Raw genomic sequence first — 22,635 nt, forward strand, 5'->3', positions numbered from 1 at the left:
AGCGTCATTACACCAACATACCTTTTATTTAAATTCGTTCTCATATTAAAGTTTAAATTGAAAAGCAAGACATCATTATGTGCCAAACTTAATTTAAATTTGTTTATTTAGTGTGCAATTGCTTCTTGATGATTATCACCTTCAAAAGAAACTTGTACGTTTTCAGTTAAAACATCAGTGTATGTATAGGATACACGCTCAAAATTATAAATATCTTGATCTAGTTCAACAATAAAAACAGAAGGGTATGTCTCTTTTAAAACACCACTACGTTCAATTGTTTTTTTACGTCCACCATTCGCTTTAAGTACAATTCTGTTCCCTAATTGACAATCAAGTGAATTTTTGATGTCTCCAATAGATTTTGGCATATTGCTCCACCTCGCTACAAGTTGTATAATAACACATTTTGAGGATTTTTGTCAAATAAATTATTAATTTTAGCAAGGTAAAGCGCACTTGTCAATAATTTAAAATTCTAATTCCGGGAAATTTTTCAATTCATTGTATAAATGTGCAAATTCTTTTATTGAAAGCGTTTCTCCGCGTCTTCTCGGGTCTATATCACTTGCTTCTAACCAATCGAGTATCATTTGTTTATTAGCTTTGCCGTTTACAAATAAACTTTGATAGTTATTATTAATTGTCTTACGTCTTTGACCAAACGCTGCTTTTGTCATTTTGAAAAATTTATCTTCATCATCTACAGTAACAATCGGTGTGTCGCGCTTCATTAATTTAACTACAATGGAATCTACGTTCGGTGGTGGTAAGAATACAGCTTTAGGTACAGTTAATACTTTACTCGTTTCTGTATAATATTGTGCCACAATTGATAATGAACCATACGCTTTTGTGCCGACCTGTGCATTGAGACGTTCTCCTACTTCTTTTTGCATCATAACTACATAACCATCAATTGGTAATGATTGTTGCATTAAATTTAATAAAATAGGTGTTGTAATGTAATATGGTAAGTTAGCTACTACCATTATTTTATTGCAGTCAGAAAAATGTTCAGCCACGTAATGCGCGATATCTGCTTTAAGTATATCTTCATTTATTACAGTCACATTACCATATGGTCCCATTGTATCTTCGAGTACAGGAATTAGACGTTGATCAATTTCAAATGCAACCACTTTTTTAGCATTTTTAGCCAATTGTTCCGTTAACGAACCCATACCAGGCCCAATTTCTATTACTCCAGTTTGCGCATCAATATCACTTGCTTCAATGATATTATGAATAATATTCACATCAATTAAAAAATTCTGTCCTAAACTCTTTTTGAAATTAAATCCATATTGATTAAGTAATGCTTTGGTACGCGTCGGTGTTGCAATATCTTTATATTCCATTTAACTTTCACTTCCCTCATTATCACTTAATGCATTTCTAACATCTGCTTCTGTATAACCAAATGCATTTAGTTTATTCAACAACTGTTTCCCATTAGAATGACCAATATGCAATTTACGGCCTAACAGCTCCCTTTTTTTGCGTGCATCTTTACCAACGAGCAAGCCTAAATCAATCAACACGTCTTTACTTATTGATTCGTGTCCTTCTTCAAAAGGCGTACTTACATTCATTAATGCTTCTTTTATATCTTCAACATTAGCATGTTCTACACCTATTTTCCCACGTTTGTTTTTAGCTTTATCGCGGTCAATATAGGCATGTTTAACGCCTGGGATATATTTTTGAATCGTATTCCTTATTTTATCACCTGGAAAATCTGGATCAGTCAGTACAATGACACCTCTAGTTTCAAATGCACGTGCAATAACCTCTAAAGTTGCTTGATTGATCGCACTGCCGTTTGTCTCAATCGTATCACATTCAACCGCTCTTTTTACTCGTTCTGTATCGTCTCTACCTTCAACTACAATAAATTCATTTACCTTCATTTATTGTTACACCTTTCATTACTCACTTCGATTTTAGATAAAAATAAAAAAGGTATCGGCGTAAATTATGATGACTACTTAGCCTGTATTTTATCAACTAAGCCTTATCTCAGACCGATACCTTTTGTAATGTTTTATGCTTTTAAATTAAACAATCGTTCTGCATTTTCAGTTGTTTGCTTACACACTTCTTCATAACTCACACCACGTAATTCAGCAATTTCTTCAGCAACTAGTGTGACGCGTGCTGGCTCATTACGCTTACCTCTATAAGGGTGTGGCGATAAAAATGGCGCATCTGTTTCAACTAATAATCTATCAAACGGTACATGCTTTGCAACTTCTTTAGGTTGTTTAGCATTTTTAAATGTTACAGGACCACCTAAAGAAACATAGAAGTTCAATTTATTAATGACATCATCTGCAATTTCAGGAGAGGCACTAAAGCTATGCATAATACCACCAATCTCTTCTGCATGCTCTTCTTTCAAAATATCTATACAATCTTGAGTTGCTTCTCTGTTATGAATGATAATTGGCAGATTAACACGTTTTGCTAAGGCTATTTGCTTTCTAAATAACGCTTGCTGAATATCTTTAGGTGATTTATCCCAGTGATAATCCAAACCAGTTTCGCCGATGCCAATCACTTTAGGATGCGCCGCAAGTGCTTCAATCCATTCCAATCGTTCTTCTGTACAATCAATCGCATCAACAGGGTGCCATCCAATAATACCGTAAATAAATTCATATTGGTCAATGAGCTCCATTGTACGCTCAACTGTAGGTGTATCAAAACCAACTACAAACATGCGATCCACACCATTTTCTTTAGCGCGTTCAATAACCGCTTCTAAATCTTCGTCGTATTGATCTGCATTTAAATGAACATGTGTATCGATTAGCATCTTTTAACCGCTCCTTAATTTGTGATTATTTAATTACTGACCCATTTGGAATCGCGCTTGGTAAGCTAACAAGTGTTAGTACACCATCTTTTTCAGCTGATAAAATCATACCTTCTGATTTTCTTCCCATTAATTTAGCAGGTTTTAAGTTAGTTACAACGGCAACCTTCTTCCCTATAATGTCTTCAGGTTGGTAGTATTGTGCGATTCCTGAAACAATCTGACGCTGTTCATTATCTAAATCTACTTGGATTTTCAATAACTTATCAGATTTCTTCACTTGTTCAGCATCAATAATTGTTGCAGCTTTAATTTCTACTTTGTCAAAATCTTTAATGTCAATTTGAGCTTTAGCTGGGATTTCTTCTGCTTCTTCTGTCTCTTCTTCGCTCTTTTCAGGTTGCATTGATTCTTTAATATAGTCAATTTCAACCGTGCTATCTAGACGTGGGAAGATAGGTTGTGGTTTATCACTCACCATGATCGGTTCAGTTAAAGCGCCATATGTTTCAATACTTTCAAGTTCAAATAGCTCTGGTGTATTGATATTTAACTGTGTAAAGATTTGTTTTGGTGCATGTGTAAGGAATGGTCTTAGTAACACTGCAATAATACGAATATTCTCTACTAAGTGAGCCATGACATTACCAAGCATTTCTTTTTGCTCTTCATCTTTAGATAATACCCATGGTGATGTTTCATCAATATATTTATTCGTACGACTAATGAATTTCCATATTGTTGAAAGTGCTACTGAAAATTGTAAATCATCCATATTTTCATGGAATGTCTTCACAGTATCTAGCGCCATTTGCTCCATATCTTTGTCTAATTCATGTTTAGGGCCTTGATATGCTGGTAATTCACCATCAAAATATTTATTAATCATTGAAATCGTACGATTCACTAAGTTCCCTAAATCATTTGCTAAATCATAATTTGTACGTTCCACAAACCCTTCAGGAGTAAAAACGCCATCAGAGCCAAATGGTAATTCACGCATTAAGTAATAACGTGTAGCATCTAAGCCATAACGATCAATAAGCACATTAGGGTCTACGACGTTGCCTTTAGATTTACTCATTTTACCGTCCTTCATAAGTATCCAACCATGTGCGAACACTTTTTTAGGTAAAGGTATATCTAATGCCATTAATAAAATTGGCCATATAATAGAGTGGAAACGCACGATTTCCTTAGCCATTATATGAATATCTGCCGGCCAATATTTTTTAAATAAACTATCATCATCAGATAGATAACCTAATGAAGAAATATAGTTTACAAGTGCATCAATCCAAACGTAAACAACGTGTTTTGGATTCGATTTAACATGAATTCCCCAATCAAATGACGTACGCGACACTGCTAAATCTTCAAGTCCAGGTTTAATAAAATTATTAATCATTTCATTTTTACGTGAAGGCGGTTGAATAAATTCAGGGTTTTCATCGTAAAATTCTAATAAACGGTCTGTATATTTAGATAAATTAAAGAAGTAACTTTCTTCTTTAACCAATTCTACTTCATGACCAGAATCTGGACTTTTACCTCCAACAATTTCTCCATTTTCGAAAACTGGATCAACTAATTGTGTTTCTGTGTAATATGTTTCGTCCGGTACTGAATACCAACCCTCATATTCACCAAGATAAATATCATTTTGAGCTAATAAACGTTCAAAAATTTGTTGCACGACTTCTTTATGACGTGCTTCCGTAGTACGAATAAAATCATCATTTGAAATTTCTAATTTTTGCCATAAGTCTTTAATACCAGCAATCATTTCATCTAAATATTCTAATTCTGATTTTCCAGCTTTATGTGCTTTTTCTTGTATTTTTTGCCCATGTTCATCCGTACCTGTTAAATAACGAACATCATAGCCTTGCATTCTTTTATAACGTGCGATTACATCACCAGCTGTTGTTGTATAAGCATGACCGATATGTAAATTCCCACTTGGATAATATATTGGTGTAGTGATATAAAAAGTTTCTTTCGCCATCAATGTTCCTCCTCGATTCTTACACTATAAATATATCTAAATTCATTTTTGTTTTCAATGAAGCAGATGTGTATTTCTATTCCGATTTATATGTTAATCATCATAAAAATTCTTTGGATAGCATACTAGTCATATCCAGCATTTTTAAGTTTTAATTTTGCTATAATTTAAATATGATTAATAATCTCTATCTTATCTACATTACCATAAATCGCGCATGTTATGGGAGTTTTTCAACTCTTTTTTCTTGATTAAATTTGAATTTGTGGTATGTCCTTTTACTTAGATCTATTAATTAATAAATCAAACAACCTACGATTTGATACACCACAACATACTTAAACTTCATGATAGATGTCATAAACTTCACTTGTCCTCATTTGGCGCAATTCTGCTACCTGTTTAATCGCCGCTTTCGGTTTCATACCTTGATTTATATGATAATCAACGTGTGCTTTGAGCGACATATCTTCAAACCAAGCTGTATCTTCGACTGGTTCTGCACCTTCAATAAGTACTACAAACTCACCTTTAGTTGGAATACTTTCGTCATTAAGATGATCTAGCACATTTCCGACATAGTCAGTAACAATTTGCTCGAATTTTTTTGTCAACTCTCTCCCTACAGATACTTTACGCTCTCTATCAATCTTTTGAATCGTTTTAATTGTATCTTTTACACGATGTGGCGACTCGTAAATAATTAATGTGCTATTTTCATACATACGTTGTTCCAAATATGATTGTTTTTGTTTATCTTTTCGTGGTAAAAAGCCTAAAAACGTATAAGTAAAGGAAGGTAACCCACTTGCCATTAGTGCAGTTAAACCTGCATTGGGTCCAGGTATAGTCTCTACTCTTATACCGTTTTCTCTAGCTGCAACAACAAGTTCATATCCAGGGTCACTGATTAATGGCAAACCTGCATCTGATACTAATGCTATATCAATGCCTTGTTGCAATTGTTCAATAAGATAATCTGTTTGCTGTTCTTTATTATGGTCATGGTAAGATTTAAGTGGCGCTTGTATTTCATAATGTGCGCATAATTTTTTGGTCACTCGTGTATCTTCACATGCAATCAAATCTACGGTTTTTAAAGTATCAATAGCCCGATATGTAATATCCGCCAAGTTACCAATAGGCGTTCCTACTAAATATAATGTCGACATAACCTAACCCTCACTTATTAATTCTAATTTTTGTTGACGTGTGTATGTTTTAATTTCATATTCACGTTTCAATGCTTCAGACTTTGTATCGAACATTTCTTGATAAACAAGTTGTACCGGACGTCTTATTTTCGTATATTTAGCACCTTGTCCATTATTATGTTTAGCTACTCGCTGTGTAACATCTTTTGCATAACCCGTATATAAACTACCATCTTTACATTTAACTATATAAATAAAATGCTTATCCATAATATATTTCTCTCATTTCCTCGGTGTAAGTGCCATCATTATTATAAATATAAAATGGTGACTGTATGTCTAAACCTTGGTTACCACCTTTTCTACCTTCCACAACTATTGTCTGCGCCACTTTATCTTGTTTACTGTATACAAAACAAAGTTTTTTAGGCTCAATTTGATATGATCTCATATAACTTAAGACATCCATAAGACGTTCCGCCCTATGAACCATTACCATACGTCCACCTTGCTTTAATAAATGTCTCGCTGCTAAACAACAATCTTCTAATGTACACATTATCTCATGCCTAGCTATTTTATGCGCATCTTTTTGATGTTGATGTTGTTGATTGACTTTAAAGTAAGGTGGATTACAAGTAACAAGGCTATATTGTGAAGGCTTGAACTGTTGATGTGCGTCCTTTAAATCCATATGATACATGTGGATCCTATCATCTAATTGATTATATGCGAGGCTTCTTTGTGCCATATCAACTAGTTGTTGCTGAATCTCTATAGCATCTATATTTTGCTGCCCTTTATCTGAAAGTAATAGAGGAATAACTCCATTTCCTGAACACAAATCCATAATCGTATCTTGCTTTTTAACTTTTGTAAAATGCGCGAGTAATAGTGCATCTGTAGAAAAAGAAAACACTTCATCATTTTGTATAATGCTTAAGTTTTCTTTTGTTAAATAATCTAATCTTTCATCTGCTAAAAGCATCTTTCTAACCTCCAAAAAAGAGGATAAGGTAACGATGCTTAATAATCAAGCCTACCGTTACTGCTCATCCTCAATTACATATGACTACTATTGATTTTGTTCTGTACCAACTTTTATTCAGTTAATACTTCGAGACAGAATAAGCAATCATCGCCTTTTCTATGTTTCCCAAATAATTCACCATTACAAATATGAAAACCTTCTTTATAAAGCATAGCCAAATTATCTTTACTGCGAAGTGGTTGTTTAACAGGGGGTTTATTACCTTGCGCTACATTTTTAGATTGTTCTTCCTTATCTATCAATGTTTTTAGATTCTCATTCTCGATTTGTAAGGCGACATTTTCTTCAATTAATTCAACCGTAAGATTTTTCAAATTAACCATATCCGTATTGATTTGATTAATATTTGATTCTAAATTCGCTAATTTTTCAAATATGTCGCTACGATTCAATGTTATTTTGGCCTCCTAATTTAATGTCTCTAATTCTTCCATTTTATATTCAAGTGGCTGTTCAAGTCCTTCCACTTTTACTTGCATAGAAATATCTAAGATGTTTAGGCCAATCACTTTACCATTACCTTCTGGCGTTTTAATAGCTTCTCCTACATCAGGTAATTGAGCGCGCGCTTCTTCATAATAGTCATTTTCATATTTAAGACAACACATTAAACGACCGCAAGCTCCTGAAATTTTAGTAGGATTAAGAGATAAATTTTGATCTTTTGCCATTTTTATAGATACTGGTTCAAAGTCACCTAAAAACGTAGCACAGCATAAAGAACGTCCACACGGTCCGATACCACCGAGTAATTTCGCTTCATCTCTAACACCTATCTGTCTTAATTCAATACGTGTTTTTAGTTTTTGAGCTAGCACTTTTACTAATTTTCTAAAATCAACACGTTCATCCGATGTAAAATTAAAAATCACTTTTGATTTATCTAATGTAAATTCACAATTCACTAGTCTCATTTCTAGACTCTGCTGTTGAATCGTATTTTTGCATAATGTCATTGCCTCTTCGGCATCTTTTTCATTTTGCTCATATTGACTTAAATCTTCATCTGTTGCATGACGGACGATTTCTTTTAAAGGTAGTGTTACATCTTCATCTGCAACATCTAACGGAGCATATTTTACACGCCCCATCTCTAATCCTCTTTTAGACTCAACTACCACCCAATCATCTACATTTAAATCGAAATTTTTTGGCGAATAGTATTCCATTTTCCCTGATTTTTGAAAATCAATTCCTACTACATTTTGCATGTTTAACTCACCCCTTTTATCACAATCTGTTCAAATACTAATGTCGGATTAACATTTTGGTTTAATTTTTTATGTGCTTCTGTTATTTGATCATACATCAAAATAATTTGATTATATGTTAATTTTTTAGAAAATACTTTCACTTCTTCATGCATATCATGATATATGAACTCATCATCCATTCCTACCTTAGCATGCATAACATCTTCAAAGAAACCATTAACTGCGGCTAATGTAACTAACTGTAAACGACGATTTTTAGCCTGCTTTAATAAATCGACAATCGCTATCAACGCCATTGAACGATTTGTTAACAACAACTGGCACCATTTTATAATACTTTTACGCAACGCCATCAGGTCTGCCTCTTCATTTATCGCCACTGCAGTTTCAATTTGTGTTGTATATGTACTTAGCACTTCTGCTACAGGACGCGAAATTTCGCGTTCGATTAATCTTTCTATAAAGATAGACTTATCTATTGGCTTAAAATATACATGCTGACATCTAGAATGAATAGTATCTAAAATTTGTTCTGGTTTCGTTGTTAATAATATAGCTATCGTATTATCGGGTGGTTCTTCTAAAAATTTTAAAATACTATTTTCACCTTGAACGGTTAACTTCTCAAAAGATTCAATAATATATACTTTATAGTCACCCTCGATAGGTAGTTGATTCATATGATGTACTAATTGTTCTACTTGGTCTTTTTTAATCGTAGTTTCTTCGGAAGATATATACATAAAATCTGGATGATTAAATGTTTCTACTTTTAACTGACATTGATTGTCTTGGTCACATAGGATTAATTTCGTGAAATCAATTGCGACTTGCTGCATGGATTGCCCATCATCACCCTCAAATAAATAAGCGTGCGACAGTTTACTTGATTGATACGCTTTTGTCAGTCTTTCTAACTCATCCATCATAAAGTTACTCCTTTATATAAAAAGGCTGCTTATACATAGTAACCTTACAAATCACATTACTTAAGTTCATGACAATTTAATCTTAAGTGGAAATGTAATTTGAAAGGCCACTATATATAGCAACCATGATTCTAAAATTGATGGAAAGCATCAACTGGCATTACAAATACCGTTGCTCCTCCAACCTCTACTTCAACCGGATATGGAATATAAGAATCTGCACTGCCACCCATTGGTGTTATAGGTGATACAAGTTGCTCTCTATTACCACAAGTGTCATTAATAACTTTTAGCATTTCATCAACTCGGTCATCTTCAACACCAGATAAAAATGTTGTATTACCTGCTCTTAAAAAACCACCTGTTGTTGCAAGTTTCGTTGCTCTAAAGTTATGTTTTACAAGTTTATCTGAAAGTTCTTGACTATCCTGATCTTGTACGATTGCTATAATCATTTTCATATTAAACACCTCTTCCCAGTATTATATCATAATTTTTCTAAGTATTTCATGATAGATTCATACGTTGCATTAACAACTTTTTCTACACTCTGATCTGCGTCTATTACCATAAAGCGTTCAGACTCATTATGAATAATTTTTTTATAACCTTCAACTACTTTTTCATGAAATTTCACATCCTCTTGATCTAAACGATTTTGATTTCGTTGATTTTTCAAGATTCTTTCCCTTCCAACGTCTACGCTAACATTAAGATATATCGTAATATCCGGATACAAACCATTAATAGCAAATTCATTAATAGATTTCACTTCTTCTATTCCTATTCCCCGAGCATAGCCTTGATATGCTAAAGAACTATCAATATATCTATCACATAATACTAATTTACCACTCTCTAATGATGGAATTACCTTACCTACGAGATGTTCACGTCTAGAAGCAGCAAATAATAATGCTTCTGTTCGATCATCCATATCATCTCCTTCAAGCAATACTTCACGAATTTGCTCTCCAGTTTTTACACCGCCTGGCTCTCTGGTAAGTACAACTTCATATTCATTTTCTAATTTTTTGGCTACTTGCTGTATGACAGTCGTTTTCCCTGAACCTTCAGGGCCTTCAAAAGTTATAAAAGCTGACATTTTATTCATCCTTAATTTCAATTTTATGTTTTTTTATTCCTTCTACTCTTATGTGGTGTTCACACCAATAATTCATTAATTTTATCATATTTTCTGTTATTATTTCTCCTTTTAGCATTACTGGTATACCTGGTGGATAAGGTACAAGATTCACTGCTAAAATTTGATTTTCAGCTTCATTGATATCTATACTTTTAACTTTTGCTATTTCACCAGGCTGATACAAACCACACATTTTATAATCAGGAATATCATAATCTATGTTATTGAACCTTTTTTCTACTTCTATTTGTTTTACTCTGTCGATTAAGTCTTCAAATGGATATTGGTCACCTTCATGCCACAGAGGTAAAACGAATAGTACTTGATATTCATCTGCTAATTCTACATAAATATCTTTGCTTTCAAAAAACTGTTGTAATTCAATACCTGAATAGCCCGTACATTGTATATTCAACTTCAATGGGTCACTTACTTCAACTACACGCATGCCTATAGACTCAATAGCGTAAATACATTTCTCTCTTTTTTCAAAAAACAAGTTAGTATTATAATTTTCATAAAAATCATGCGCTAACTCTAAACTATTCATGAGAAGATACGAAGGACTTGAAGATTGAAAATACGTTAAATATTTCAAGACCTTTTCACGCTGCGGTGCATTTTTATGAATAAATATTATTGAACTCATTGTTAGTGACGGCAATGTTTTATGATATGACTGCACAACATAATCTGCTCCTAAATTCAACGAAGACTTTGGGAAACCTGGTAAATCAAAGTGTGCACCATGTGCTTCGTCTATTAACGTAGGTATTTGATGAATCTTTGTATAGTCTAGTATCTCTTCAATATCAAAACATTCCCCATAATAGTTTGGGTATGTAAGAACTAATAACTTCGTATCATTTAATTGTTGGAACAGTGTGCTTTGCTGAGGGCCCAAATATTGTTTTGTTTTTATACTCATAGCCATACCCAATAATCGACATGGTTCATGAACTAAATCTAAAGCATGAAAAACAGACTTATGTGCATTTCTTGCAATAACATATCGACCTTGAACATTTGAGAAACCTTGTATAACTGATAAAATACCTGATGTTGTCCCATTGACTAAATAAAATGCATCATAATCAGGATGTTTTTTCACATTGGCCATGCTTTGTGCTATAACACCTTCAGGATGATGTAAATCATCTAAACCCGTTATTTCTGTCATATCCATTTCAAACTTTAGTTGATTAATATAACCTATTGTCGCATTTTTATGTCCCGGGACATGCATAGAAATTGGTTTTCTTTCTAATAACTCATTAAACTTTTTCTGTAATGGCAGTGACATACAACACCCACTTTTCAAACTTTAATTTTCATTATATTTTAACATATTTAAAGAACTACTCATAAACTCATATAAATCTGGTTATTTTTCTTTTAAAGCACCACCGCTTACTCTATTGAGTTAATAGTGGTTATATATAGCGTATTGCCCATCTACGCTGTCGAAAATTGACAATGACTTCCAATTATTTCCGGTTGAAATTAAGATTTTCCTCATAAAAAAAGACCCTTTTGGGTCTTTAATTGCCTGTAAAGTCCCACTTTGTTAATTTTGACTCTAATTTATTAAAATAGAATTGTGACTTCTTATCAGATTATATTTCATTGTACTAGTGGGACTTATACATGAGCTTTTGCTCATGTATTCCGCTTTGCCTACTCTTGCGGAACGTAAGTCTGCTACCTTCGGCGCTAAAGACCTTTCTTACCGTAAGACAAGCGCTCGCATCTTTCCTCACTTGCACGTTCTTCTTACTCACTTACCACTCGTAAGCTCGTTTCGTCGCTCGTTTAGTTCGTCAGCTTCTAAAGTCCCACTTTCTTAATATTGTACTAGTGGGACTTATGCATGAGCTTTACTCATGTACTCCGTCGAAATCGACAATTACTTTCGGTTGAAGTTAAGCTCTTTAGCGCACAAAAAAAAGACCCTTTTGGGTCTTTAATTGCCTGGCAACGTCCTACTCTTGCGGAACGTAAGTCCGACTACCATCGGCGCTAAAGAGCTTAACTTCTGTGTTCGGCATGGGAACAGGTGTGACCTCTTTGCCATTGTCACCAGACAATGAAATGTATGAAATTATACATTCAAAACTAGATAGTAAGTAAAATATGATTTAACCAAAACAAAACATTTAAAATTTGATTAAGTCTTCGATCGATTAGTATTCGTCAGCTCCACATATCGCTATGCTTCCACCTCGAACCTATTAACCTCATCATCTTTGAGGGATCTTATAACCGAAGTTGGGAAATCTCATCTTGAGGGGGGCTTCATGCTTAGATGCTTTCAGCACTTATCCCGTCCATACATAGCTACCCAGCGATGCCGTTGGCACGACAACTGGTACACCAGAGGTATGTCCATCCCGGTCCTCTCGTACTAAGGACAGCTCCTCTCAAATTTCCTACGCCCACGACGGATAGGGACCGAACTGTCTCACGACGTTCTGAACCCAGCTCGCGTACCGCTTTAATGGGCGAACAGCCCAACCCTTGGGACCGACTACAGCCCCAGGATGCGATGAGCCGACATCGAGGTGCCAAACCTCCCCGTCGATGTGAACTCTTGGGGGAGATAAGCCTGTTATCCCCGGGGTAGCTTTTATCCGTTGAGCGATGGCCCTTCCATGCGGAACCACCGGATCACTAAGTCCGTCTTTCGACCCTGCTCGACTTGTAAGTCTCGCAGTCAAGCTTCCTTATGCCTTTACACTCTATGAATGATTTCCAACCATTCTGAGGAAACCTTTGAGCGCCTCCGTTACTCTTTAGGAGGCGACCGCCCCAGTCAAACTGCCCATCTGACACTGTCTCCCACCATGATAAATGGTGCGGGTTAGAAATCCAACACAGCGAGGGTAGTATCCCACCAACGCCTCCACGTAAGCTAGCGCTCACGCATCTCAGGCTCCTACCTATCCTGTACAAGCTGTGCCGAATTTCAATATCAGACTACAGTAAAGCTCCACGGGGTCTTTCCGTCCTGTCGCGGGTAACCTGCATCTTCACAGGTACTATGATTTCACCGAGTCTCTCGTTGAGACAGTGCCCAAATCGTTACGCCTTTCGTGCGGGTCGGAACTTACCCGACAAGGAATTTCGCTACCTTAGGACCGTTATAGTTACGGCCGCCGTTTACTGGGGCTTCGATTCGTAGCTTCGCAGAAGCTAACCACTCCTCTTAACCTTCCAGCACCGGGCAGGCGTCAGCCCCTATACATCACCTTACGGTTTAGCAGAGACCTGTGTTTTTGATAAACAGTCGCTTGGGCCTATTCACTGCGGCTCTCCTGGGCGTTAACCCTAAAGAGCACCCCTTCTCCCGAAGTTACGGGGTCATTTTGCCGAGTTCCTTAACGAGAGTTCGCTCGCTCACCTTAGAATTCTCATCTTGACTACCTGTGTCGGTTTGCGGTACGGGCACCACAATTCTAGCTAGAGGCTTTTCTCGGCAGTGTGAAATCAACGACTCGAGGAAACAATTTCCTCTCCCCATCACAGCTTGACCTTAAGAGTGCCGGATTTGCCTAACACTCAGTCTTACTGCTTGGACGTACAATCCAATAGTACGCTTCGCCTATCCTACTGCGTCCCCCCATCGCTTAAAACGAATAATGGTGGTACAGGAATATCAACCTGTTATCCATCGCCTACGCCTATCGGCCTCAGCTTAGGACCCGACTAACCCAGAGCGGACGAGCCTTCCTCTGGAAACCTTAGTCAATCGGTGGACGGGATTCTCACCCGTCTTTCGCTACTCACACCGGCATTCTCACTTCTAAGCGCTCCACATGTCCTTGCGATCATGCTTCAACGCCCTTAGAACGCTCTCCTACCATTGTCCTTACGGACAATCCACAGCTTCGGTAATATGTTTAGCCCCGGTACATTTTCGGCGCAGTGTCACTCGACTAGTGAGCTATTACGCACTCTTTAAATGATGGCTGCTTCTAAGCCAACATCCTAGTTGTCTGGGCAACGCCACATCCTTTTCCACTTAACATATATTTTGGGACCTTAGCTGGTGGTCTGGGCTGTTTCCCTTTCGAACACGGACCTTATCACCCGCGTTCTAACTCCCAAGTTAAATTGATTGGCATTCGGAGTTTGTCTGAATTCGGTAACCCGATAAGGGCCCCTCGTCCAAACAGTGCTCTACCTCCAATAATCATCACTTGAGGCTAGCCCTAAAGCTATTTCGGAGAGAACCAGCTATCTCCAGGTTCGATTGGAATTTCTCCGCTACCCACAACTCATCCGCTCACTTTTCAACGTAAGTCGGTTCGGTCCTCCATTCAGTGTTACCTGAACTTCAACCTGGTCATGGGTAGATCACCTGGTTTCGGGTCTACGACCAAATACTCAACGCCCTATTCAGACTCGCTTTCGCTACGGCTCCACATTCACTGCTTAACCTTGCATCAAATCGTAACTCGCCGGTTCATTCTACAAAAGGCACGCCATCACCCATTAACGGGCTCTGACTACTTGTAAGCACACGGTTTCAAGTTCTATTTCACTCCCCTTCCGGGGTACTTTTCACCTTTCCCTCACGGTACTGGTTCACTATCGGTCACTAGAGAGTATTTAGCCTTGGGAGATGGTCCTCCCGGATTCCGACGGAATTTCTCGTGTTCCGTCGTACTCAGGATCCACTCAAGAGTGAACAAACTTTCGACTACAGGATTATTACCTTCTTTGATTCATCTTTCCAGATGATTCGTCTAGTTTATTCTTTTGTAACTCCGTATAGAGTGTCCTACAACCCCAACAAGCAAGCTCGTTGGTTTGGGCTCTTCCCGTTTCGCTCGCCGCTACTCAGGGAATCGATTTTTCTTTCTCTTCCTGCGGGTACTAAGATGTTTCAGTTCTCCGCGTCTACCTTCAGATATGCTATGTATTCACATATCGATAACATGACATAACTCATGCTGGGTTTCCCCATTCGGAAATCTCTGGATCAAAGCTTACTTACAGCTCCCCAAAGCATATCGTCGTTAGTAACGTCCTTCATCGGCTTCTAGTGCCAAGGCATCCACCGTGCGCCCTTAATAACTTAATCTTTTTTGACTTTCAACACGAACAAGTCGGTTGAAAACCCAAAATGTTATTAATCTGTGAGTGTTCTTTCGAACACTAGCGATTATTTCTTTTTGAATTCAAAGCTTGTTAAAAAACTCTAATTCACTCGGTTTTGCTTGGTAAAATCATAAATTTTACTTACTTATCTAGTTTTCAATGTACAAAAAATGCAATGAATACTCCAATGAGCACTCAAAACTGAATACAATATGTCAATGTTATTCCTATTTCATCTTCGTAAGAAGATGTTTCCGAATATATCCTTAGAAAGGAGGTGATCCAGCCGCACCTTCCGATACGGCTACCTTGTTACGACTTCACCCCAATCATTTGTCCCACCTTCGACGGCTAGCTCCATAAATGGTTACTCCACCGGCTTCGGGTGTTACAAACTCTCGTGGTGTGACGGGCGGTGTGTACAAGACCCGGGAACGTATTCACCGTAGCATGCTGATCTACGATTACTAGCGATTCCAGCTTCATGTAGTCGAGTTGCAGACTACAATCCGAACTGAGAACAACTTTATGGGATTTGCATGACCTCGCGGTTTAGCTGCCCTTTGTATTGTCCATTGTAGCACGTGTGTAGCCCAAATCATAAGGGGCATGATGATTTGACGTCATCCCCACCTTCCTCCGGTTTGTCACCGGCAGTCAACCTAGAGTGCCCAACTTAATGATGGCAACTAAGCTTAAGGGTTGCGCTCGTTGCGGGACTTAACCCAACATCTCACGACACGAGCTGACGACAACCATGCACCACCTGTCACTTTGTCCCCCGAAGGGGAAAGCTCTATCTCTAGAGTTTTCAAAGGATGTCAAGATTTGGTAAGGTTCTTCGCGTTGCTTCGAATTAAACCACATGCTCCACCGCTTGTGCGGGTCCCCGTCAATTCCTTTGAGTTTCAACCTTGCGGTCGTACTCCCCAGGCGGAGTGCTTAATGCGTTAGCTGCAGCACTAAGGGGCGGAAACCCCCTAACACTTAGCACTCATCGTTTACGGCGTGGACTACCAGGGTATCTAATCCTGTTTGATCCCCACGCTTTCGCACATCAGCGTCAGTTACAGACCAGAAAGTCGCCTTCGCCACTGGTGTTCCTCCATATCTCTGCGCATTTCACCGCTACACATGGAATTCCACTTTCCTCTTCTGCACTCAAGTTTCCCAGTTTCCAATGACCCTCCACGGTTGAGCCGTGGGCTTTCACATCAGACTTAAGAAACCGCCTACGCGCGCTTTACGCCCAATAATTCCGGATAACGCTTGCCACCTACGTATTACCGCGGCTGCTGGCACGTAGTTAGCCGTGGCTTTCTGATTAGGTACCGTCAAGACGTGCACAGTTACTTACACATTTGTTCTTCCCTAATAACAGAGTTTTACGAGCCGAAACCCTTCATCACTCACGCGGCGTTGCTCCGTCAGGCTTTCGCCCATTGCGGAAGATTCCCTACTGCTGCCTCCCGTAGGAGTCTGGACCGTGTCTCAGTTCCAGTGTGGCCGATCACCCTCTCAGGTCGGCTACGTATCGTCGCCTTGGTAAGCCGTTACCTTACCAACTAGCTAATACGGCGCGGGTCCATCTATAAGTGATAGCAAAACCATCTTTCACTTTAGAACCATGCGGTTCCAAATGTTATCCGGTATTAGCTCCGGTTTCCCGAAGTTATCCCAGTCTTATAGGTAGGTTACCCACGTGTTACTCACCCGTCCGCCGCTAACGTCAAAGGAGCAAGCTCCTTATCTGTTCGCTCGACTTGCATGTATTAGGCACGCCGCCAGCGTTCATCCTGAGCCAGGATCAAACTCTCCATAAATGAATTATGATGTTTGATTAGCTCATAAAATACTAATTTGTGTTATCTCTAACACTTGTTTTGAACCAACAATTTAATGTTGTGTTCGGAATTAACGTTGACATATTGCAATTCAGTTTTCAATGTTCATTTCTTCAATCACAAGAAATAATTTTACTCTCTTTGACTTAGAAAGTCAAGAAGTTATTAAAATTATTTTTTTGTTTTTGGGTAAAACTTCCATAAAAAAACGACCCAAGGGTCAATATGGAATTGCCTGGCAACGTCCTACTCTTGCGGAACGTAAGTCCGACTACCATCGGCGCTAAAGAGCTTAACTTCTGTGTTCGGCATGGGAACAGGTGTGACCTCTTTGCCATTGTCACCAGACAATGAAATGTATGAAATTATACATTCAAAACTAGATAGTAAGTAAAATATGATTTAACCAAAACAAAACATTTAAAATTTGATTAAGTCTTCGATCGATTAGTATTCGTCAGCTCCACATATCGCTATGCTTCCACCTCGAACCTATTAACCTCATCATCTTTGAGGGATCTTATAACCGAAGTTGGGAAATCTCATCTTGAGGGGGGCTTCATGCTTAGATGCTTTCAGCACTTATCCCGTCCATACATAGCTACCCAGCGATGCCGTTGGCACGACAACTGGTACACCAGAGGTATGTCCATCCCGGTCCTCTCGTACTAAGGACAGCTCCTCTCAAATTTCCTACGCCCACGACGGATAGGGACCGAACTGTCTCACGACGTTCTGAACCCAGCTCGCGTACCGCTTTAATGGGCGAACAGCCCAACCCTTGGGACCGACTACAGCCCCAGGATGCGATGAGCCGACATCGAGGTGCCAAACCTCCCCGTCGATGTGAACTCTTGGGGGAGATAAGCCTGTTATCCCCGGGGTAGCTTTTATCCGTTGAGCGATGGCCCTTCCATGCGGAACCACCGGATCACTAAGTCCGTCTTTCGACCCTGCTCGACTTGTAAGTCTCGCAGTCAAGCTTCCTTATGCCTTTACACTCTATGAATGATTTCCAACCATTCTGAGGAAACCTTTGAGCGCCTCCGTTACTCTTTAGGAGGCGACCGCCCCAGTCAAACTGCCCATCTGACACTGTCTCCCACCATGATAAATGGTGCGGGTTAGAAATCCAACACAGCGAGGGTAGTATCCCACCAACGCCTCCACGTAAGCTAGCGCTCACGCATCTCAGGCTCCTACCTATCCTGTACAAGCTGTGCCGAATTTCAATATCAGACTACAGTAAAGCTCCACGGGGTCTTTCCGTCCTGTCGCGGGTAACCTGCATCTTCACAGGTACTATGATTTCACCGAGTCTCTCGTTGAGACAGTGCCCAAATCGTTACGCCTTTCGTGCGGGTCGGAACTTACCCGACAAGGAATTTCGCTACCTTAGGACCGTTATAGTTACGGCCGCCGTTTACTGGGGCTTCGATTCGTAGCTTCGCAGAAGCTAACCACTCCTCTTAACCTTCCAGCACCGGGCAGGCGTCAGCCCCTATACATCACCTTACGGTTTAGCAGAGACCTGTGTTTTTGATAAACAGTCGCTTGGGCCTATTCACTGCGGCTCTCCTGGGCGTTAACCCTAAAGAGCACCCCTTCTCCCGAAGTTACGGGGTCATTTTGCCGAGTTCCTTAACGAGAGTTCGCTCGCTCACCTTAGAATTCTCATCTTGACTACCTGTGTCGGTTTGCGGTACGGGCACCACAATTCTAGCTAGAGGCTTTTCTCGGCAGTGTGAAATCAACGACTCGAGGAAACAATTTCCTCTCCCCATCACAGCTTGACCTTAAGAGTGCCGGATTTGCCTAACACTCAGTCTTACTGCTTGGACGTACAATCCAATAGTACGCTTCGCCTATCCTACTGCGTCCCCCCATCGCTTAAAACGAATAATGGTGGTACAGGAATATCAACCTGTTATCCATCGCCTACGCCTATCGGCCTCAGCTTAGGACCCGACTAACCCAGAGCGGACGAGCCTTCCTCTGGAAACCTTAGTCAATCGGTGGACGGGATTCTCACCCGTCTTTCGCTACTCACACCGGCATTCTCACTTCTAAGCGCTCCACATGTCCTTGCGATCATGCTTCAACGCCCTTAGAACGCTCTCCTACCATTGTCCTTACGGACAATCCACAGCTTCGGTAATATGTTTAGCCCCGGTACATTTTCGGCGCAGTGTCACTCGACTAGTGAGCTATTACGCACTCTTTAAATGATGGCTGCTTCTAAGCCAACATCCTAGTTGTCTGGGCAACGCCACATCCTTTTCCACTTAACATATATTTTGGGACCTTAGCTGGTGGTCTGGGCTGTTTCCCTTTCGAACACGGACCTTATCACCCGCGTTCTAACTCCCAAGTTAAATTGATTGGCATTCGGAGTTTGTCTGAATTCGGTAACCCGATAAGGGCCCCTCGTCCAAACAGTGCTCTACCTCCAATAATCATCACTTGAGGCTAGCCCTAAAGCTATTTCGGAGAGAACCAGCTATCTCCAGGTTCGATTGGAATTTCTCCGCTACCCACAACTCATCCGCTCACTTTTCAACGTAAGTCGGTTCGGTCCTCCATTCAGTGTTACCTGAACTTCAACCTGGTCATGGGTAGATCACCTGGTTTCGGGTCTACGACCAAATACTCAACGCCCTATTCAGACTCGCTTTCGCTACGGCTCCACATTCACTGCTTAACCTTGCATCAAATCGTAACTCGCCGGTTCATTCTACAAAAGGCACGCCATCACCCATTAACGGGCTCTGACTACTTGTAAGCACACGGTTTCAAGTTCTATTTCACTCCCCTTCCGGGGTACTTTTCACCTTTCCCTCACGGTACTGGTTCACTATCGGTCACTAGAGAGTATTTAGCCTTGGGAGATGGTCCTCCCGGATTCCGACGGAATTTCTCGTGTTCCGTCGTACTCAGGATCCACTCAAGAGTGAACAAACTTTCGACTACAGGATTATTACCTTCTTTGATTCATCTTTCCAGATGATTCGTCTAGTTTATTCTTTTGTAACTCCGTATAGAGTGTCCTACAACCCCAACAAGCAAGCTCGTTGGTTTGGGCTCTTCCCGTTTCGCTCGCCGCTACTCAGGGAATCGATTTTTCTTTCTCTTCCTGCGGGTACTAAGATGTTTCAGTTCTCCGCGTCTACCTTCAGATATGCTATGTATTCACATATCGATAACATGACATAACTCATGCTGGGTTTCCCCATTCGGAAATCTCTGGATCAAAGCTTACTTACAGCTCCCCAAAGCATATCGTCGTTAGTAACGTCCTTCATCGGCTTCTAGTGCCAAGGCATCCACCGTGCGCCCTTAATAACTTAATCTTTTTTGACTTTCAACACGAACAAGTCGGTTGAAAACCCAAAATGTTATTAATCTGTGAGTGTTCTTTCGAACACTAGCGATTATTTCTTTTTGAATTCAAAGCTTGTTAAAAAACTCTAATTCACTCGGTTTTGCTTGGTAAAATCATAAATTTTACTTACTTATCTAGTTTTCAATGTACAAAAAATGCAATGAATACTCCAATGAGCACTCAAAACTGAATACAATATGTCAATGTTATTCCTATTTCATCTTCGTAAGAAGATGTTTCCGAATATATCCTTAGAAAGGAGGTGATCCAGCCGCACCTTCCGATACGGCTACCTTGTTACGACTTCACCCCAATCATTTGTCCCACCTTCGACGGCTAGCTCCATAAATGGTTACTCCACCGGCTTCGGGTGTTACAAACTCTCGTGGTGTGACGGGCGGTGTGTACAAGACCCGGGAACGTATTCACCGTAGCATGCTGATCTACGATTACTAGCGATTCCAGCTTCATGTAGTCGAGTTGCAGACTACAATCCGAACTGAGAACAACTTTATGGGATTTGCATGACCTCGCGGTTTAGCTGCCCTTTGTATTGTCCATTGTAGCACGTGTGTAGCCCAAATCATAAGGGGCATGATGATTTGACGTCATCCCCACCTTCCTCCGGTTTGTCACCGGCAGTCAACCTAGAGTGCCCAACTTAATGATGGCAACTAAGCTTAAGGGTTGCGCTCGTTGCGGGACTTAACCCAACATCTCACGACACGAGCTGACGACAACCATGCACCACCTGTCACTTTGTCCCCCGAAGGGGAAAGCTCTATCTCTAGAGTTTTCAAAGGATGTCAAGATTTGGTAAGGTTCTTCGCGTTGCTTCGAATTAAACCACATGCTCCACCGCTTGTGCGGGTCCCCGTCAATTCCTTTGAGTTTCAACCTTGCGGTCGTACTCCCCAGGCGGAGTGCTTAATGCGTTAGCTGCAGCACTAAGGGGCGGAAACCCCCTAACACTTAGCACTCATCGTTTACGGCGTGGACTACCAGGGTATCTAATCCTGTTTGATCCCCACGCTTTCGCACATCAGCGTCAGTTACAGACCAGAAAGTCGCCTTCGCCACTGGTGTTCCTCCATATCTCTGCGCATTTCACCGCTACACATGGAATTCCACTTTCCTCTTCTGCACTCAAGTTTCCCAGTTTCCAATGACCCTCCACGGTTGAGCCGTGGGCTTTCACATCAGACTTAAGAAACCGCCTACGCGCGCTTTACGCCCAATAATTCCGGATAACGCTTGCCACCTACGTATTACCGCGGCTGCTGGCACGTAGTTAGCCGTGGCTTTCTGATTAGGTACCGTCAAGACGTGCACAGTTACTTACACATTTGTTCTTCCCTAATAACAGAGTTTTACGAGCCGAAACCCTTCATCACTCACGCGGCGTTGCTCCGTCAGGCTTTCGCCCATTGCGGAAGATTCCCTACTGCTGCCTCCCGTAGGAGTCTGGACCGTGTCTCAGTTCCAGTGTGGCCGATCACCCTCTCAGGTCGGCTACGTATCGTCGCCTTGGTAAGCCGTTACCTTACCAACTAGCTAATACGGCGCGGGTCCATCTATAAGTGATAGCAAAACCATCTTTCACTTTAGAACCATGCGGTTCCAAATGTTATCCGGTATTAGCTCCGGTTTCCCGAAGTTATCCCAGTCTTATAGGTAGGTTACCCACGTGTTACTCACCCGTCCGCCGCTAACGTCAAAGGAGCAAGCTCCTTATCTGTTCGCTCGACTTGCATGTATTAGGCACGCCGCCAGCGTTCATCCTGAGCCAGGATCAAACTCTCCATAAATGAATTATGATGTTTGATTAGCTCATAAAATACTAATTTGTGTTATCTCTAGCACTTGCTTTGAACCAACAATTTAATGTTGTGTTCGGAATTAACGTTGACATATTGCAATTCAGTTTTCAATGTTCATTTCTTCAACCACAAGAAACAATTTTACTCTCTTTGACTTAGAAA

General features: G+C 40.0%; 14 protein-coding genes and 6 rRNA genes. All 20 read right to left on the reverse strand.

Annotation, left to right across the window (positions count from 1 at the left end; all coding sequences use genetic code 11):
• Window positions 1-107: 107 nt before the first annotated feature.
• Complete coding sequence (locus tag LG295_RS12435) at window positions 108-371, reverse strand: Veg family protein (protein WP_029379202.1); 264 nt, start codon at window positions 369-371, stop codon at window positions 108-110.
• A gap of 99 nt (window positions 372-470) precedes the next feature.
• Window positions 471-1,361 carry a 16S rRNA (adenine(1518)-N(6)/adenine(1519)-N(6))-dimethyltransferase RsmA gene (gene rsmA / locus LG295_RS12440; RefSeq protein WP_107531050.1) on the reverse strand — a complete coding sequence of 297 codons (891 nt, stop codon included), beginning with the start codon at window positions 1,359-1,361 and terminating at the stop codon, window positions 471-473.
• Window positions 1,362-1,913: a ribonuclease M5 gene (gene rnmV, locus LG295_RS12445; RefSeq protein WP_107558656.1), complete on the reverse strand. Its 552-nt coding sequence runs from the start codon at window positions 1,911-1,913 to the stop codon at window positions 1,362-1,364.
• 134 nt (window positions 1,914-2,047) lie between these two features.
• Window positions 2,048-2,821, reverse strand: coding sequence for a TatD family hydrolase (locus LG295_RS12450; protein ID WP_029379199.1), 774 nt, complete (start codon window positions 2,819-2,821; stop codon window positions 2,048-2,050).
• Window positions 2,822-2,846: 25 nt separating this feature from the next.
• Window positions 2,847-4,829 (reverse strand): methionine--tRNA ligase, encoded by a 1,983-nt coding sequence (gene metG / locus LG295_RS12455; RefSeq protein WP_107531047.1) that lies wholly within the window; start codon window positions 4,827-4,829, stop codon window positions 2,847-2,849.
• Window positions 4,830-5,167: 338 nt separating this feature from the next.
• Window positions 5,168-6,001 (reverse strand): 16S rRNA (cytidine(1402)-2'-O)-methyltransferase, encoded by an 834-nt coding sequence (gene rsmI, locus LG295_RS12460; RefSeq protein WP_404475991.1) that lies wholly within the window; start codon window positions 5,999-6,001, stop codon window positions 5,168-5,170.
• Between the two features lie 3 nt (window positions 6,002-6,004).
• Window positions 6,005-6,253 carry a GIY-YIG nuclease family protein gene (locus LG295_RS12465; RefSeq protein WP_107531045.1) on the reverse strand — a complete coding sequence of 83 codons (249 nt, stop codon included), beginning with the start codon at window positions 6,251-6,253 and terminating at the stop codon, window positions 6,005-6,007.
• Window positions 6,246-6,971 (reverse strand): tRNA1(Val) (adenine(37)-N6)-methyltransferase, encoded by a 726-nt coding sequence (locus tag LG295_RS12470; protein ID WP_404475993.1) that lies wholly within the window; start codon window positions 6,969-6,971, stop codon window positions 6,246-6,248. Before LG295_RS12470 ends, LG295_RS12465 begins: the two co-directional genes overlap by 8 nt.
• Before the next feature lie 113 nt (window positions 6,972-7,084).
• Window positions 7,085-7,426 carry a DNA replication initiation control protein YabA gene (gene yabA, locus LG295_RS12475; RefSeq protein WP_107531043.1) on the reverse strand — a complete coding sequence of 114 codons (342 nt, stop codon included), beginning with the start codon at window positions 7,424-7,426 and terminating at the stop codon, window positions 7,085-7,087.
• Window positions 7,427-7,441: 15 nt separating this feature from the next.
• Window positions 7,442-8,245, reverse strand: a complete 804-nt coding sequence (locus LG295_RS12480; RefSeq protein WP_107531042.1) for a stage 0 sporulation family protein — start codon at window positions 8,243-8,245, stop codon at window positions 7,442-7,444.
• A 2-nt stretch (window positions 8,246-8,247) separates the two neighbouring features.
• Window positions 8,248-9,174 carry a DNA polymerase III subunit delta' C-terminal domain-containing protein gene (locus LG295_RS12485; protein ID WP_404475995.1) on the reverse strand — a complete coding sequence of 309 codons (927 nt, stop codon included), beginning with the start codon at window positions 9,172-9,174 and terminating at the stop codon, window positions 8,248-8,250.
• A 134-nt stretch (window positions 9,175-9,308) separates the two neighbouring features.
• Window positions 9,309-9,638, reverse strand: a complete 330-nt coding sequence (locus LG295_RS12490) for a cyclic-di-AMP receptor (protein ID WP_017721994.1) — start codon at window positions 9,636-9,638, stop codon at window positions 9,309-9,311.
• A gap of 26 nt (window positions 9,639-9,664) precedes the next feature.
• Window positions 9,665-10,282, reverse strand: coding sequence for a dTMP kinase (tmk, locus tag LG295_RS12495; protein ID WP_107531041.1), 618 nt, complete (start codon window positions 10,280-10,282; stop codon window positions 9,665-9,667).
• 1 nt (window position 10,283) lies between these two features.
• Window positions 10,284-11,627 carry a lysine decarboxylase gene (locus LG295_RS12500; RefSeq protein WP_404475998.1) on the reverse strand — a complete coding sequence of 448 codons (1,344 nt, stop codon included), beginning with the start codon at window positions 11,625-11,627 and terminating at the stop codon, window positions 10,284-10,286.
• A gap of 666 nt (window positions 11,628-12,293) precedes the next feature.
• A 5S ribosomal RNA gene (rrf, locus tag LG295_RS12505) occupies window positions 12,294-12,408 on the reverse strand.
• A 79-nt stretch (window positions 12,409-12,487) separates the two neighbouring features.
• Window positions 12,488-15,410 (reverse strand): 23S ribosomal RNA (locus LG295_RS12510).
• Between the two features lie 287 nt (window positions 15,411-15,697).
• A 16S ribosomal RNA gene (locus LG295_RS12515) occupies window positions 15,698-17,250 on the reverse strand.
• A 254-nt stretch (window positions 17,251-17,504) separates the two neighbouring features.
• Window positions 17,505-17,619: ribosomal RNA gene (rrf, locus tag LG295_RS12520) — 5S ribosomal RNA — on the reverse strand.
• A gap of 79 nt (window positions 17,620-17,698) precedes the next feature.
• Window positions 17,699-20,621, reverse strand: a 23S ribosomal RNA gene (locus LG295_RS12525).
• A 287-nt stretch (window positions 20,622-20,908) separates the two neighbouring features.
• Window positions 20,909-22,461: ribosomal RNA gene (locus LG295_RS12530) — 16S ribosomal RNA — on the reverse strand.
• Together the 16S, 23S and 5S rRNA genes form the textbook arrangement of a ribosomal RNA operon.
• Window positions 22,462-22,635: the final 174 nt, after the last annotated feature.

This window comes from Staphylococcus pseudoxylosus (assembly GCF_044794325.1).
Classification (GTDB): Bacteria; Bacillota; Bacilli; order Staphylococcales; family Staphylococcaceae; genus Staphylococcus; species Staphylococcus pseudoxylosus.

Bases quoted from the DNA above. Each gene is read 5' to 3' on its own strand.
- LG295_RS12435 (WP_029379202.1), bottom strand. From the start codon at position 371: ATGCCAAAATCTATTGGAGACATCAAAAATTCACTTGATTGTCAATTA.
- rsmA (WP_107531050.1), bottom strand. From the start codon at position 1,361: ATGGAATATAAAGATATTGCAACACCGACGCGTACCAAAGCATTACTT.
- rnmV (WP_107558656.1), bottom strand. From the start codon at position 1,913: ATGAAGGTAAATGAATTTATTGTAGTTGAAGGTAGAGACGATACAGAA.
- LG295_RS12450 (WP_029379199.1), bottom strand. From the start codon at position 2,821: ATGCTAATCGATACACATGTTCATTTAAATGCAGATCAATACGACGAA.
- metG (WP_107531047.1), bottom strand. From the start codon at position 4,829: ATGGCGAAAGAAACTTTTTATATCACTACACCAATATATTATCCAAGT.
- rsmI (WP_404475991.1), bottom strand. From the start codon at position 6,001: ATGTCGACATTATATTTAGTAGGAACGCCTATTGGTAACTTGGCGGAT.
- LG295_RS12465 (WP_107531045.1), bottom strand. From the start codon at position 6,253: ATGGATAAGCATTTTATTTATATAGTTAAATGTAAAGATGGTAGTTTA.
- LG295_RS12470 (WP_404475993.1), bottom strand. From the start codon at position 6,971: ATGCTTTTAGCAGATGAAAGATTAGATTATTTAACAAAAGAAAACTTA.
- LG295_RS12480 (WP_107531042.1), bottom strand. From the start codon at position 8,245: ATGCAAAATGTAGTAGGAATTGATTTTCAAAAATCAGGGAAAATGGAA.
- LG295_RS12485 (WP_404475995.1), bottom strand. From the start codon at position 9,174: ATGGATGAGTTAGAAAGACTGACAAAAGCGTATCAATCAAGTAAACTG.
- LG295_RS12490 (WP_017721994.1), bottom strand. From the start codon at position 9,638: ATGAAAATGATTATAGCAATCGTACAAGATCAGGATAGTCAAGAACTT.
- tmk (WP_107531041.1), bottom strand. From the start codon at position 10,282: ATGTCAGCTTTTATAACTTTTGAAGGCCCTGAAGGTTCAGGGAAAACG.
- LG295_RS12500 (WP_404475998.1), bottom strand. From the start codon at position 11,627: ATGTCACTGCCATTACAGAAAAAGTTTAATGAGTTATTAGAAAGAAAA.